The sequence below is a fragment of the Duodenibacillus massiliensis genome (assembly GCF_900128485.1).
GTDB lineage: Bacteria > Pseudomonadota > Gammaproteobacteria > Burkholderiales > Burkholderiaceae_F > Duodenibacillus > Duodenibacillus massiliensis.
This window is the reverse complement of sequence record NZ_LT635861.1, coordinates 156,894-171,318: the sequence shown is the minus strand read 5'-3', so window position 1 is coordinate 171,318 and position 14,425 is coordinate 156,894. Positions and strand designations below refer to the sequence as shown.

Below are 14,425 nucleotides of genomic sequence, written 5' to 3'. Positions count from 1 at the left end.
GAAGCTTATGCAGGAGAATACTCAGACTTTATCCCGCCGAGACCTTATGAAGGCGGGTGTTGCCGCCAGTGCCGCCGCCACCGTCGGTATTCCCATTACGCCGGTTGCCGCGCAGGCTGCGGCCGAGGCTGATGCCGGCATCCGCTGGCAAAAGGGCGTCTGCCGCTTCTGCGGCACGGGCTGCGGCCTGCAGGTCGGTACCCTCAACGGCCGCGTCGTGGCCACCAAGGGTGACCCCGAAGCCCCTGTGAACCGCGGTCTTAACTGCATTAAGGGTTACTTCAACGCCAAGATTCTCTACGGCAAGGACCGCCTCACGCAGCCCCTTATGCGTAAGAAGAACGGCAAATTCGACAAGAACGGGCGCTTTGAGCCGGTGAGCTGGGAAGAGGCTCTCGACGAAATGGAGAAACAGCTGCGCCGCGCCTACCAGGCAAAGGGTCCGGAAGGCATCGCCATCGTCGGTTCCGGCCAGTACACGATTCCGGAATCGTACTGCGCCAGTAAACTCATGAAGGCCGGGTTCCGCTCCAACAACATTGACCCGAATGCGCGCCTCTGTATGGCTTCCGCCGTTGTGGGCTTTTATCAGACCTTCGGCGTTGACGAACCCAGCAACATCTACGCCGATATTGAAAAGTGCGACACGATGGTGCTCTGGGGCAACAACATGGCCGAAGCCCACCCCGTCCTCTGGAGCCGCGTCACGGACCGCAAGCTCACGCACAAGGACACCCGCATCATCAATCTGACGACGGCGTCGAACATGTCTTCGAACATGGCCGACACCGAAATCGTCTTTAAGCCCAACACCGATCTTGCGATTTTGAATTACGTTGCCCGCGAAATCGTGCGCCGCAAGGCCTATGACCAGGACTTCATCACGAAGCACTGCGTCTTTGCCACGGGTACCGTTGATATCGGCTACGGCATGCGCCCCACCTCGAAGTTTGCCTTTGAAGCCGAAAAAGACACGCAGGAAAAGCAGCTCAAGATTACGCTCACCCCGGAAGAAGCCGTCGGCCAGCGCCGCAAGGCCGGTCAGGTCGTTGAGCAGAAGCAGCCCGCGGGCGGCCACTGGCACATCTCCTTTGAAGAATATAAGCGCGGTCTTGAACCCTATACCTTGGACTTCGTCGCCAAACTCGCCAAGGGCGATCCCGACGAGTCGCTCGAATCCTTCAAGAAAAAGCTCGTGCATCTGGCCGACACCTTCTGCGACAAGAAGCGTGACATCCTCTCCTTCTGGTGCATGGGTGTGAACCAGCACGTGCGCGGTGTGTGGGTAAACGAACAGATCTACGCCCTGCATCTTCTCACCAACAAGCAGGCCCGCCCGGGTAACGGCGCATTTTCGCTCACCGGTCAGCCTTCTGCCTGCGGCTCGGCCCGTGAAGTGGGTGCGTTCTCGCACCGGCTCCCTGCCGATATGCTCGTCGGCAACAAAGCGCATGAAAAGAAGACCGAAGGTCTCTGGAATCTGCCCGCAGGAACCCTGAACCCGGTTTTGGGCAAACCCGTGATGGGCCTTCTGCGCGGTCTTGAAGACGGCTCGATCAACTTTATGTGGACGCAGGTCGTCAATATCTTCCAGTCCACGCCGAACTCGAACCACTGGCTCAAAGCCGCGCGCAAACCCGAAAACTTTGTGGTGGTCGCAGACGCCTATCCGACCCTCTCTGCCAAGGTCGCCGACCTGATTCTGCCGGTCGCGATGATCTTTGAAAAATGGGGCCTTTACGGCAACGCCGAACGCCGCACGCAGGGGTGGCATCAGATGGTGCTGCCTCCGGGTGAAGCCCGAAGCGACATCTGGATGATGATGGAGCTTGCCAAGCGCTTCAAAATCAGCGAATGCTGGAAGGAACAAAAGGCGGGCAAGAAGACGCTTCCGAACGTTCTCGAAGGCGCCAAGGCCATGGGGTACAGCCCGGACGCCACGCTCTACGACGTGCTGTACGCCGGCATGAAGACCGTGAAGAACTGCCCGTGGCCTGATCCGAAGTACCCGAATGAGAGAAACTGCACCGCCGAAGCCCTGGGCGTCACCTGGTTCCCGGAAAAAGCGCTTTTCGCCGAATACCGTCAGTTCACCCTGGGCGACGGCCATGACCTCGCGGACTTTGACACCTACATGGACCCGAAGGTGCGCGGTCTCACCTGGCCTGTTGTTAACGGCAAGGAAACCGCTTACCGCTTCAACGCCAAGTACGACCCGTTTGTGAAGACCGGCGACTTCGAGTTCTACGGCAAACTCATGAAGGCAATTCCGCAGGGTAACCTCGACGGCATCACCGATAAGACGCCGAAACCGCTGCCGGGCCGCGCCAAGATCTTCTTCCGTCCGTACGCGGCTCCGGTGGAAGTGCCCGATGCGAAGTACGACCTCAACCTCTGCACGGGCCGTATCCTTGAGCACTGGCACACGGGTTCGATGACGCGCCGCGTGCCGGAACTGCACCGCGCTGCGCCCTCAGCCGTTCTTTACATGAACCCCTCTGACGCTGCCGCCCGTAACTTAAAGCGCAACGACCTCGCGCAGATCACAAGCCGCCGCGGTTCGATTAAGGCGCTTGTGGAAACGCAGGGCCGCTGGAAGTGCCCGAAGGGAACGGTGTGGCTCGCGTTCTTCGATGAAGCCGTGCAGGTCAACAAGCTCTGCATCGACGCCACCGATCCGATCTCGGCCGAACCCGACTACAAGAAGGCCGCGGTTTACGTGACGCGCGCGTAAAGAGGAAAACGGGTGTTCGTGCGCATCCTGCGGACAGTGTCTGCGGGATGCGCCAAAGAAAGGGACTCGGGCGGAATACGCCCCGCCCTTTCGCCTACGCCCCTAAGGTTCAGTAACAATGCTTAAAGTCACTCGACGCGAAGCGCTGGGAGTTACGCTTGAGGCCGCAGGTGTGGCGCTTGCGGCCGCTGCCGGCATGACCGCACTTGTGCGCCAGGCCCGCTCCTCGGCGTGGGCTCCGCCCCCGCCGGGAGCAACCGCGCACTTTACGGACCTGTGCGTCAAATGCGGGCTGTGCGTAAAGGCATGCCCCTTCGGGACGCTCAAACTCGCCGGTATCGGGGATCCTGCCCCGGCTGGAACCCCCTACTTTGTACCGCGCGACGTGCCCTGCGAGATGTGCGAAGACATCCCCTGCGTGAGAGTGTGCCCGTCAGGGGCTCTTAACCGCCGGATGAAGGACATCAAAAAAGCGCAAATGGGCATTGCCGCGGTTGATCCCGTCTCGTGCCTGTCCTGGCAGGGCCTTCGCTGCGAAGTCTGCTGGCGCGTCTGCCCCGTGCGCGACAAGGCCTTGACGCTCGTGCCGCATCCGCGTCAGATCTCCAAGCACGCCGTTTTTGTGCCCACGATCGATCCGGATCACTGCACGGGCTGCGGCATGTGCACGAAGAGCTGCCCCACGGAAGTTTCTGCGATCAACATTCTTGAGCGTAAGAGCTTTTTGGGCCGCATCGGCGAACATTACCGCTTAAGCTGGAAAACCAACCAGCCGCATCACCCGCATATTCCGGCCAAAGACGCGGCACCACAAACCGCGCCTGTCGCCCCTGCGGGCCTTGACTACCTCAACTCTGAGGAGGGCCTGTGATGACACAGAAAAAAGCCGTGCGTCACGCCGAGCCCCCGAAGTCGTTGTCGGGCTGGTTTGTGCGATACCGCTTTGAGATTGCAAGGCGCATCGCGCAGCTTGCGGTTCTTGCGCTCTTTGCAGGAACGGCGCGTCTGGGGTGGACGCTTTTGGGGCGCCCGATTCTCTCGGGTGACTTAAGCGCGAGTCTCGTTTTGGGGACCATTCCCCTCTCGGACCCCTTTGCGCTCATCCAAAAGCTTGCCGCAGGGCTTATGCCGGAAGTGACGCTCATCGTCGGTGCCCTTCTTGCTCTTGCGGGCTACATCCTTCTCGGAGGCCGCAGTTTCTGCGCCTGGGTCTGTCCCATGAACTCCGTGACGGATTTTGCCGACTGGGTGCGCGTTAAGCTCGGGATCAAAACCGACTGGGTGCGCTTAAGCAGCAAAACCCGCTATGCGGTGGCGCTGGGCGCGCTTATTGCGAGCGCCGTGACCGGGTCCGCTGCCTTTGAGTGGATAAGTCCTCAGGCCTGGCTCTGGCGCGAAGTCATCTGGGGGTTCGGCCTCGGGGGCGCGAGTGCCGTTTTGGGTGTTTTCGCGCTGGACCTGCTGGTTGTCCGCCGCGGCTGGTGCGGACACCTCTGTCCTTTGGGAGCCTTCTGGTCGTGCGCCGGGAAGGTGGGCGTCATCAAACCCGTTTTCAACGATTCACTCTGCACCCGGTGCGGGGACTGCCTGAAAGTCTGCCCCGAACCCGGTGTCATCAACTTCAACCAAGCTGCCGGACGCGGCTTTATCACCGGAATGGAATGCACCAACTGCGGCCGCTGTGTCGCGGTATGTCCGGAAAAAGCCCTCACGTTCGGCGTGCGTCCGTTGGGCCGCAAAGTGATTGCGGTTCTCCCGGACACGGAAAACAATTCAACCAACAGGAGACAATGATGAAAGCACGTATTCTTACCCTTGCCGCGGCCGTGGCCGCCGTTGCTTTGATCGGTGCCTGCTCGAGCCCTCAGCCCGTCGACATCGACAGCATGAGCCTTGAGAAGACTTCGCCCTTTGCCACGCCCTCGCCCAAGCCCTTTACGATGAACGGGGGCCTCTATCGCGAAACGCAGTACGGGATGCCGGCAATGATTCCGCATGATGTGAAGAACTTCCGCATCACAAAGGACTCCAACCCCTGCATGATGTGCCACGCTGATACCGCGAAAATCGGCGCAAAGAAAGTAAAGGGTGAGCCCGTTGCAATGCCCGAAACCCACTGGACGACCGTGGACGGCAAGAAAGTGATGCATCCCTCGCGCTACGAGTGCCTGCTTTGCCACGCACCGCAGGCTGAGGTGGAACCCCTCGTCGGAACGCTGCATTAACTTTTTTAAGCGCTCTGACCGACAGCAGCGGCCCGGAGCCGGGGAGGATGGCCTTCTCTCCGGCCTTGGGCCGTTTTGCGTTTTTTTGCCTCCTTTCGGCCTCTATAATTTGAGACTCAAATTTCTTTGAAAAATCAGGCACTCTGCACAATGCGTAATGTGGTTATCGGGATGAGCGGCGGCGTTGACAGCGCCGTGTCCGCCTACCTTCTGAAAAAAGCGGGCTACAACGTCACCGGGCTTTTCATGAAAAACTGGGAAGACGATGACGACAGCGAATACTGCTCAAGCCGCCAGGACTTTATCGATGCCGCAAGCGCTGCTGACGTGATCGGCATTGACCTCGAGGCGGTCAATTTCGCCAAGGAGTACAAGGAGCGCGTCTTTTCCGACTTTTTGCGGGAATATTCCGCGGGCCGCACCCCCAACCCCGATGTGCTCTGTAACGCCGAGATTAAATTCAAGGCGTTTTTGGACGAAGCCATGCGCATGGGGGCGGATCATATCGCGACCGGCCACTACGCTCAGGTGCGTGAAACGGAAAACGGCTTTGAACTACTGAGAGGCACCGATCCGGGGAAGGATCAGAGCTACTTTCTGCACCGGCTCAACCAGTCGCAGCTCTCCAAGGCCGTTTTCCCCGTGGGCGCCATGTACAAAAAGGACGTACGCCGCATTGCCCGCGAGATCGGGCTCCCGGTAGCAGCGAAAAAGGATTCCACCGGGATCTGCTTTATCGGCGAGCGCCCTTTCCGGGAATTTTTAAACCGCTACCTGCCGACCGAACCCGGCCCGATCAAGACGCCTGACGGACGCACCGTCGGCAGGCACATGGGCCTCGCTTTTTACACGCTCGGGCAGCGCAAGGGCCTCGGTATCGGCGGCAGCCGCGACGGTAACGGCGAACCCTGGTTTGTTGCCGGCAAGGATCTCAAGACCAATACGCTCATCGTCGTGCAGGGGCACGATGATCCGAGGCTTCTCACAAGGGCGCTGACCGCCGTGCACTGCAGCTGGGTGTCGGGAAAAGCGCCTTTGCCCGGAGACCCCGTAACGGTGAAAACCCGCTACAGGGCGCCTGACGGCAGTTGCGTCATTGCCGCCGCAGATACGGCTGAAGGCACCATGAGCCTCACGTTTCCTGATCCGCAGTGGTCGGCAACCCCGGGGCAAAGCGCCGTGCTTTACGCGGGAGATGTGTGTCTCGGCGGGGGCTTTATCGATACTGTTGCGCCCTTTGAAGCATGATTGCCCGAAAGGCAGGCTTTTTCTCAGCTTTAACAAGGTTTTTGAGCAAAAAAACTTAACTTTCGTGTTAGAAAGTCCTGATACCATACAGGGTTAATGGCACAGGATATTGTCTGTGCCTGACGTGTTTTAGGATAGTTTCATCGTGTCGCTGTTTGAATCCGCCCGTTTTCTGACGTCCGCCGCGCAGGTCAATCAACTGCCCCCGGCCGGACTGCCCGAGATTGCCTTTGCCGGACGCAGCAACGCCGGCAAATCCACCACCATTAATGTGCTCACCCGGCAGGGGCGGCTTGCGTTTGCCTCCAAAACGCCGGGCCGCACGCAGCTGGTGAACTTTTTTAACCTCTCCCGCAAAACCGGGGAAGGGAAAAAAGCCGGGCGCGAAGACATCGCGTTTCTCGTGGACCTGCCCGGTTACGGTTACGCCAAGGCGAGCCCCCAGATGCGGGCAAGCTGGACGTCGCTCGTTGGCGGCTACATTGCCGAACGCCCGAGTCTGGTGGGTGTGGTGATCGTCATGGATGCCCGCCGCCCCTTTATGCCGGCCGATGAATGGCTCATTCACTTTTTTTCCGACAAGACGCACGTGCGGCAGCTCTGGCTCATCAACAAGTGCGACCAGATCAGCCGCGCCGAGCGCGCAAAGGTTCTTGCCGCCGCGCAAAAGCGCGCCCGCGAAACGGGACCGCATATTTTCGTACAGCTTTTTTCCGGTTTGAAAAAAGAAGGGGTGGAACCCCTTCAGGAGACGCTTCTTTCGTGGATTGATCCCGAAGGGCGCCTCGCCTGATACTTTAGAAGGACAAACAAAATGCAGACTTTGGGTCAGTATCCGATGAAGCGCATGCGCCGCATGCGTCACGATGATTTTTCGCGCCGTCTGATGCGTGAAAACGTGGTCACCCCCAACGACCTGATTCTTCCTGTCTTTGTGAAGGAAGGCGAGCACGACCGTGAACCCATCCCCACGATGCCGGGCGTCTACCGCTACACGATCGACGAGATGGTGGCGCTGTGCCAGGAAATGGAAAGCCTCGGCATTCCGATGGTGGCCCTTTTCCCGCACATTGAAGATAACCTCAAAACCCCTGACGGCCGCGAAGCCGCCAACCCCGACGGTTTGATTCCCCGCACGGTGCGCGCGATTAAGGCGGCCTGCCCGAACTTAGGCGTCATGTGCGACGTTGCGCTTGACCCCTACACCACACACGGCCAGGACGGTCTCATCGATGAGACGGGCTATATTCTCAACGACGAAACAATTGAGATGCTCATCGAGCAGTCGCTTGCGCAGGCCCGCGCCGGCACCGACGTTGTGGCGCCCTCAGACATGATGGACGGCCGCATCGGCAAAATCCGCGCCGCCTTTGACCGTGAAGGCCTCATTCACACGCGCATCATGGCCTATTCCGCCAAGTACGCCTCCGCCTTCTACGGCCCGTTCCGCGACGCCGTGGGTTCAAGCTCCAACCTCGGCAAGTCCAATAAGTCCGTCTACCAGCAGGATCCGGCCAACAGTAACGAAGCCCTCTGGGAAGTGGGCCTTGACCTTGAAGAAGGCGCCGACATGGTGATGGTCAAGCCCGGGATGCCCTACCTTGATGTGGTTCGCCGCGTCAAGGACGAATTCATGGCCCCGACCTTCGTCTACCACGTCTCCGGCGAATACGCCATGATCAAGTTTGCCGCTCAGGCCGGTGCCATCGATGAAAAGCGCATCACGATGGAAACGATGATCTGCTGCAAGCGCGCCGGTGCCGACGGCATCCTCACGTACTGTGCTCTGGATGTTGCCCGCTGGCTCAAGGAAGGCTGGAATTATTAATGCCTGACAAGCGGAAAGCCTGTCGCTTTCCGCTGTGACAACAAAGCCTAGAGGCCTCACGGTTTCCGGGCTTTATTTTCCGGGTGGTTTTGGTGCAAAACCATGCAGACGACCGGCACATCAGACACAATGCGCGGGATAACCAAAGGAGAAAACCGCCATGGCTCAGATGACCGTCCGCATTGACGACAACCTCAAGGTGCAGGCCGAGATGCTCTTTGCCGAAATCGGCATGCCGCTTTCAACCGCCGTCACGATTTTTCTTAAACAGGCCGTCCGCTCTAACGGTATGCCGTTTCCGCTCAAAGCCGATCCTTTCTTTTCCGCTGAAAACCCGGCCTGTCTTTTGAAAGCCAAAGAACGGATGGAATGACAGTCAGGCCCGCACAGCGATGCAGAAGCACACAGCTCACGGAAGGCAACAAAAAGCCCGGGCATCAGAAGACATCCGGGCTTAGCCTCAACCTCAGCCAGCAAACGGCCGCCGTTTGAGTATCAGGCGAGTTTTGCAAGCAACGCGTCGGCTTCGGCTTGAAGCGTCGCCTTTTCGCTGTCTTTGAGCGTGAGCTTATTGGTCGTAAAGGCCTCACGGTCAAGCGTTACACCGCACTGCGGTTCAACGACGTCAGCGCGCACAAACATGAGAAGCTCCTTCAGTTTGGCAAGCACAAAAGAGGCCGCGCTGCCGCCTGCGGCGCCGCTTACTGCCACAATCTTGCCGGCAAGCGCCGTTTTGCGTTCGGGGTCGGAGGGATCGCTCGGGCGCGAGAGCCAGTCAACTGCGTTTTTGAGCAACCCGGGATAACTGTGGTTGTATTCGGGCGTCATGATCCAGAGCGCATCGGCCTCGGTCACTTTGCGGCGCAGCTCAGCCACTGCCGGCAGTACCGGGTTTTCACAGTCCTGATTCATAAACGGCACGGACGCAATATCAAGAAAAGCGGTTTGGGCTTTTCCTGCCAGATGCGCCGCGGCTTCCTGAGCGAGCTGTCGGTTAAAGGAATCTTTTCTCAGAGAGCCGACAACGAAAAGAACCTTCTTCACTTTTTTCTCCCAAAACTTACAGATTCGGTTGGCACATGCAGTGCGCCAGAGGCTCCTGTGGCAGGCGCACGAGGCCTGAAAAATCCGTCACAACGGGCTTGATGACCGAGGGATCGATACCGACCGCCTCACGCACGGCGCCGCGGATATCAAAGACACCTGCGGCCTGCGCGGTGAGCCTGTCAATCCAGAAGTCAATAAAGGACGTCTCCGGCTCCACCCACAGGGGCTTTACAGCGGCATCAAGCTTAGCAAGGCGTCTAGCTTCATCAAAGGCAGTCTCAAGCCCCCCGAGCTTATCCACAAGCCCGAGCTGAGCGGCCTGGCGCCCCGTGTAGACACGGCCCTGTGCAAGGTCCGAGACCTTGGCAACCGGCAATTTTCTTGCCTTGGCAACCAAAGAAATGAAGTCCCGGTAGGTTCTTTCAACCGTCAGGCCCATCACCGCTTCAAACCGCGGATCCATCGCCTGCGAGGGATCCCGCGCGTCCGCAAGCCACGTCGTGGAGACGCCGCCCGTACCGACGAATAGTTTTTCCAGGGTCTTTTCAAACGTGGGCATCATGCCGAAAACGCCGATGCTGCCGGTAATCGTCATGGGATCGGCAACAATCACGTCAGAGGCCAGGGACACCCAGTAGCCGCCGCTTGCGGCCGTATCCCCCATGCTCACAACGACGGGTTTGCCGTCTTTGCGGACAAGCTCCAGCTCGCGGCGGATCATTTCGCTTGCCACGGCACTCCCCCCGGGGCTGTCAACCCGCAGCACCAGTGCTGCGGCATCCGGTTCAAGGCGCACGGCGCGGATCTGATCGGCAACCGTTCTGTCGCCCACGCCCCCGAAGCCGGAATTTCCGTCGCGGATCTCACCTTCAAGCGTCACAACCGCGATGAATTTACCCTTGGCGGCAGAGGCGGGGCTGCCTGCCAGATAATCGCGGTAGTCGATGGTTCTTAAGCTGTCTTTTCCCTTTTTGCCGCCCTGGCGCTCGACCAGCAGGTCGTTCACCTCATCGCGGGTCTTCAGACCGTCAACGAGATTGGCCTTAAGCGCCACGGCGCTCATGTCGCCCGCAAGTTCCTTAAGCGTCGCAGGAAGCGTATCAATCATTTCGGAAATGGTTCCGGGCATAAGACCCCTTGCCCGCTGCATGGAGTCAGCGAGCTGCGCCCATGCGTCCGTCATCCAGTAGCGGTCGGCTTCCAGAGACTCTTTGGAAGGCGCCGAGAGCACATAGGGTTCCGGAAACGTCTTATAAGCCCCGGCCTTAAAGACATGTACCGTGACGCCCGCTTTTTTAAGAAGCTCGCCCCAGTAAAGGCGCGAGCTTGCCACGCCGGTGAGCATCACCTGCCCCATCGGGTGCAGATAGACGTCGCTTGCGTGCGCGGCAATGGCGTACTGGCGCTGGGAAAAGCCGCCGGACCAGACGGTGATGCGCTTGCCGGTTCCCTTAAAGCGGTCCATGGCGTTGCCGATTTCGTGAATCGACGCCATGCCGATGCGGGCAAGATCATCGAGCCGCATCAAAACGCCGGAAATTGCGGGGTCCGCGGCCGCGAGATCGAGCGCCTCCACCACGTCACGCAGCAGCGTCTCGCGGGGGCTCTCGGAAGTCAGGCGCGCAAGAAGGCTCTCGCGCGAAGCCGACTGACGCGAATCCACTACCGCCCCCTCAACCGGAATCACCAGTACCGTGCCGGGTGCGGCTTTTTCCGTCTGCAGCGCAAGCACAATCCAGCCGAGCACGACGCCCAGAACAATGAGGAAAATAAGGTTCATGAACGCCCGGCGTGTAAAGTCCAGAAGCGTCCAGCACCCGTGAAGGATGCCTTTGAGAATACTGATCATAGAAATTCCGCGAGGAAACCCGCGTCTTCAGACGCGGGAGGAATCGCGGCCCTCCTTTCTCAGTTCAGTTAAAAACATCTTTCGCTTCTCAAGAAGCGAAAGTTTCTTGTAGGAAATACCGGCAGAAATCTTTGTACCGTCCAGACGGCGCACATCGAATGCACCCGAGGAGCGTCTGCCAAAAATAAAGCCGACTTCCCCTTTGCACAGCACCTTGTCAAAGAGTCCGAAGCCGTGCACTAGGTACGGAGCCTGATGGCGCTTGCGCACACCGCCTTTGAGAATCGTCAGCTTGTGGATCTGGCGATTGTGGCGGCGCGTCTGTTTCTGAAACAGGTATTCGCCCCGACGTTTTGCGTCGAGGACGCCAGCAATGCAGAAAGCGTCCGCGCAATGCGTCTTCGGCAAGCCCGCGACGTTGCGCTTGTGTTTGGTCAGATACCCGTAGGTATTCGTGACAGGCAATTCGGGATGGCGCTCGCGCAGGCGGTTGATCACCGTCCAACGCATGAGGCCCATGAAAGTCTCTGCCCTGAAAGAAGCGCCGCGCCGGGGACTGAACTGCTTCAACTTGCCTGCGTGATACGCCTTGTGGCACGCCTCACAGAGCGTGATGAGGTTGCCCGGCGCGTCGCCTCCCGTTTTCCGACTCTCAATGTGATGCACGTTGAGAATCAGATCTTTCGATCTGCCTTTGCAGGCTTGGCAAACGTGACCGTCGCGGAAAAGAACGTACTCGCGCACGTTCCAAAAGCCAAGCTGCTCGCCCTGCTGATAGCCTTCGCCTTCAATCTCCGGGTTTTTGATCTTCTGCATATCGAACGCCGCCGTTTCTACGGTAACGGAGGTGACGGGCAGAAGACGCAAAACAGCCTCGATGCGCGAAAGATGGGCATGGATGCGGTTTTCAACGGACGGCGCAAGCCAACCCTTGTGCTTTGATCGAACGCGATTGTCAAAACGCGGCGCACGGCAGCGCATCTTGCGGTTGCGTCGGGCGCGGCGAAGTGCCAAGCGATCCGAGAGCAAGCCCGTCACGTCCTGCCGCAGTTCGACCTCGGAAGCCAACAACTCTTCCTTGGCGGTCGTTGCGCTCAGGCCGACACGCTTGTAGCCCGCATCCACACCCAAGGTGATCGGCTGCTTGGTTTCGCCCGTCGGCACCGTCAGTTGAATCACAAAGGGCGTTCGGCGCACAGGCACGGCCTTCCCGGCCCGAAGGAGCTTACGCGCCTTGGGCGGGGAGCACGGCATGAGCGGTTGCCCGCGCATATTCAACACAAAAACTTTCAAAGTGTTCTCCATTGACGGATACCTCACGGGCTCCGTCTGCTCGACCTTGCGGTCGGTGGTGATCCTTCGCCAATGTTGGAAGGGGTTTGTTGTCTGAAGCACCGCTCCTACCTCTCAGAGCTTTTAACCGCAGACCGCAGAGCGCGGGACTAGGATCGACATCCCGCGATGCCTGTTTGCGTCCCGTCTTGCGACGGAACGGATTCCCAACCAACGGAGTCCGTCCGAAAACGGACTGAGGCTAGTCAACCAAGACTTGTTGCCAAGCCTCTGACTTCAGTCAGGGGTAGTTGACCAGAAACTCCGGAAAACGCAGGCTGTTGCGGAATAATTAATGATACCGCCCGTCGATGACGGGAAAATGCGCTTCAGCAACAGGCTTATGCAGACACAGGCGCAGCAGGTCCTTGGCAGTCGAAATCACGCTGTCAACCCACACCGGCTTTTGAACCGCCCTGCCGCGTCCGGCGTTACCCGTGCACCATACCGTGAGCATCCCGAGGCTTTTGGCAGCCCTGAGGTTTCTCAGGCTGTCTTCAACAAGCACACAGTCGCGGGGCTTGACCCCGGCCATGGCTGCCGCTCTCACCAGCAATGTCTTATCAGGCTTACAGCGCCAGCGTCCGAGCACATGCATATCGCTTGAAGTCATTTCGCCCGAAAACACATCCTCAACCGCAAGGTGCCGCAGCACCCGGTGCGCGTAGTCGCGCGGGCCGTTGGTGAGCAGAAACTTTTTGCCGGGCAAGCGCACAAGAACGCGCCGCAGATAAGCCGCCGGCACCCGGGTTCTCGCAAGCGCCTCCACGTCAAAGTGATGCACGGCGTTTAAAAAGGCTTCAGCATCAATGCCTTCGTGACGGGCCAGCCCGATAAAGGTCGCACCATACTGTGCCCAATAGGCTTCCTGCTTTGCCTGCGCTTCGGGTACCGGGATACTGAGGGCTTTGGCAATCCAGTGCCGCATCTCATAGTGAATGGCGTCAAACATGCCGGCTGATGCGCAGTAAAGCGTGTCGTCCATGTCAAAAAGCCAAACCTTGGGCGTGCGCGGCAGGGGCCGGGCCTCAAAATGCAGCAGATCCGGTGTCATCACTTGTCCGCGTTAATCATGGTACCCACCCCCTGCGGCGTGAGAATTTCAAGAAGCAGACAGTGATTCACCCGCCCGTCGATGATGTGCACGCTTCTCACGCCGTTTTTGGCGGCCTGAAGGGCTGAGGCAAGTTTCGGAAGCATCCCGCCCGAGATCGTGCCGTCCTTAAAGAGCGCATCAATGCCGGAGGCGGTAAGGCCGGAAAGAAGATTGCCGTCGCGATCTAGGACACCCGGGGTATTGGTGAGCATCACAAGCTTTTCGGCTTTAAGAGTCTCGGCAATGCGCCCTGCCACCACGTCGGCGTTGATGTTGTAGGCAAGACCGTCCTCACCCATGCCGATCGGGCTGATCACGGGAATGAAGTGATCCTGTTCAAGCGCCTGCACCACGGACGGGTTCACAGACTGAATTTCCCCGACCTGACCGATGTCGTGGTAGACGTTGGGGTCGTTGGTGTCCTGAAGCTTCAGACGCCGCGCGGTGATCATGCCCCCGTCCTTGCCGTTTAAGCCCACGGCGTGACCGCCGTAACTGTTGATCATCTGAACGAGGTCGCCCTGCACCTGACCGCAGAGCACCCACTCAACGACTTCCATCGTTTCGGGGTCGGTAACGCGCATACCCTGCACGAACTGACTCACCTTACCCACGCGGTTTAAGGCGTTGTTGATCTGGGGCCCGCCGCCGTGCACGATCACGGGATTCATGCCGACAAGCTTCAAAAGAACCACGTCACGGGCAAAAGCCTTCTGCAGTTTGGGATCCGTCATGGCGTTGCCGCCGTACTTGATGACGATGGTTTTACCGTGAAAGCGCTGAATATAAGGAAGCGCTTCGGAAAGCACCTCAGCCTTTAAAAAGGCAGGCACAAGCTGAGTATTCGGAGCAGATGCGTCAACCGGGATCATGTCGCAGATGTGTCCACAAAACAGGTGGATCGGAAAAACTGACACTGCAGGTCGCGCGAGATTCGAAATCCTCTGTCTTCTGCATTGCCCGCATTGTATAGCAGAGCGCCGCCGCGCCCGTGCAAACATTGCGTACAAAAATGCCGGCATCACACCGTATTACGGTTCTTCTGCGACTGCTTTCTGAAGCACCT

13 protein-coding genes are annotated in these 14,425 nt (G+C 58.9%); 8 read left to right on the top strand and 5 right to left on the bottom strand.

All coding sequences use genetic code 11. The features are described 5' to 3' along the window. The first annotated feature begins 7 nt into the window (after positions 1–7). From napA to BQ7486_RS08190, 8 genes are all read left to right on the top strand, one after another. Positions 8–2,734: a nitrate reductase catalytic subunit NapA gene (gene napA / locus BQ7486_RS08225; protein ID WP_022372919.1), complete on the top strand. Its 2,727-nt coding sequence runs from the start codon at positions 8–10 to the stop codon at positions 2,732–2,734. Between the two features lie 118 nt (positions 2,735–2,852). Further along, the gene (gene napG / locus BQ7486_RS08220; protein WP_074009679.1) at positions 2,853–3,605 is read left to right on the top strand and encodes a ferredoxin-type protein NapG; all 753 of its coding nucleotides are present in this window, start codon (positions 2,853–2,855) and stop codon (positions 3,603–3,605) included. Then, positions 3,605–4,528, top strand: coding sequence for a quinol dehydrogenase ferredoxin subunit NapH (napH, locus tag BQ7486_RS08215; RefSeq protein ID WP_074009678.1), 924 nt, complete (start codon positions 3,605–3,607; stop codon positions 4,526–4,528). The genes napG and napH overlap by 1 nt, the downstream gene beginning before the upstream one ends. Then, positions 4,528–4,959, top strand: a complete 432-nt coding sequence (locus BQ7486_RS08210; protein WP_022372922.1) for a nitrate reductase cytochrome c-type subunit — start codon at positions 4,528–4,530, stop codon at positions 4,957–4,959. Before napH ends, BQ7486_RS08210 begins: the two co-directional genes overlap by 1 nt. Before the next feature lie 150 nt (positions 4,960–5,109). Beyond that, the gene (mnmA, locus tag BQ7486_RS08205) at positions 5,110–6,207 is read left to right on the top strand and encodes a tRNA 2-thiouridine(34) synthase MnmA (protein ID WP_074009676.1); all 1,098 of its coding nucleotides are present in this window, start codon (positions 5,110–5,112) and stop codon (positions 6,205–6,207) included. Between the two features lie 145 nt (positions 6,208–6,352). Next, positions 6,353–7,000 (top strand): ribosome biogenesis GTP-binding protein YihA/YsxC, encoded by a 648-nt coding sequence (gene yihA, locus BQ7486_RS08200; protein ID WP_022372924.1) that lies wholly within the window; start codon positions 6,353–6,355, stop codon positions 6,998–7,000. Between the two features lie 21 nt (positions 7,001–7,021). After that, positions 7,022–8,035 carry a porphobilinogen synthase gene (hemB, locus tag BQ7486_RS08195; protein WP_022372925.1) on the top strand — a complete coding sequence of 338 codons (1,014 nt, stop codon included), beginning with the start codon at positions 7,022–7,024 and terminating at the stop codon, positions 8,033–8,035. Between the two features lie 160 nt (positions 8,036–8,195). Beyond that, positions 8,196–8,408, top strand: coding sequence for a type II toxin-antitoxin system RelB/DinJ family antitoxin (locus tag BQ7486_RS08190; RefSeq protein WP_074009675.1), 213 nt, complete (start codon positions 8,196–8,198; stop codon positions 8,406–8,408). 122 nt (positions 8,409–8,530) lie between these two features. Here BQ7486_RS08190 and BQ7486_RS08185 read toward each other — a convergent pair whose 3' ends face one another. The 5 genes from BQ7486_RS08185 to argB form a co-directional block, all read right to left on the bottom strand. Then, positions 8,531–9,079 (bottom strand): NADPH-dependent FMN reductase, encoded by a 549-nt coding sequence (locus BQ7486_RS08185; RefSeq protein ID WP_074009674.1) that lies wholly within the window; start codon positions 9,077–9,079, stop codon positions 8,531–8,533. Positions 9,080–9,095: 16 nt separating this feature from the next. Further along, a complete protein-coding gene (gene sppA, locus BQ7486_RS08180; RefSeq protein WP_074009673.1) occupies positions 9,096–10,931 on the bottom strand; it encodes a signal peptide peptidase SppA in 1,836 nt (611 codons plus the stop codon). Positions 10,932–10,958: 27 nt separating this feature from the next. After that, a complete protein-coding gene (iscB, locus tag BQ7486_RS08175) occupies positions 10,959–12,236 on the bottom strand; it encodes an RNA-guided endonuclease IscB (RefSeq protein ID WP_074009672.1) in 1,278 nt (425 codons plus the stop codon). A gap of 319 nt (positions 12,237–12,555) precedes the next feature. Then, complete coding sequence (locus tag BQ7486_RS08170; protein WP_074009671.1) at positions 12,556–13,317, bottom strand: pyrimidine 5'-nucleotidase; 762 nt, start codon at positions 13,315–13,317, stop codon at positions 12,556–12,558. Next, positions 13,317–14,231 carry an acetylglutamate kinase gene (argB, locus tag BQ7486_RS08165; RefSeq protein WP_022372383.1) on the bottom strand — a complete coding sequence of 305 codons (915 nt, stop codon included), beginning with the start codon at positions 14,229–14,231 and terminating at the stop codon, positions 13,317–13,319. The genes BQ7486_RS08170 and argB overlap by 1 nt, the downstream gene beginning before the upstream one ends. Between the last annotated feature and the right edge of the window lie 194 nt (positions 14,232–14,425).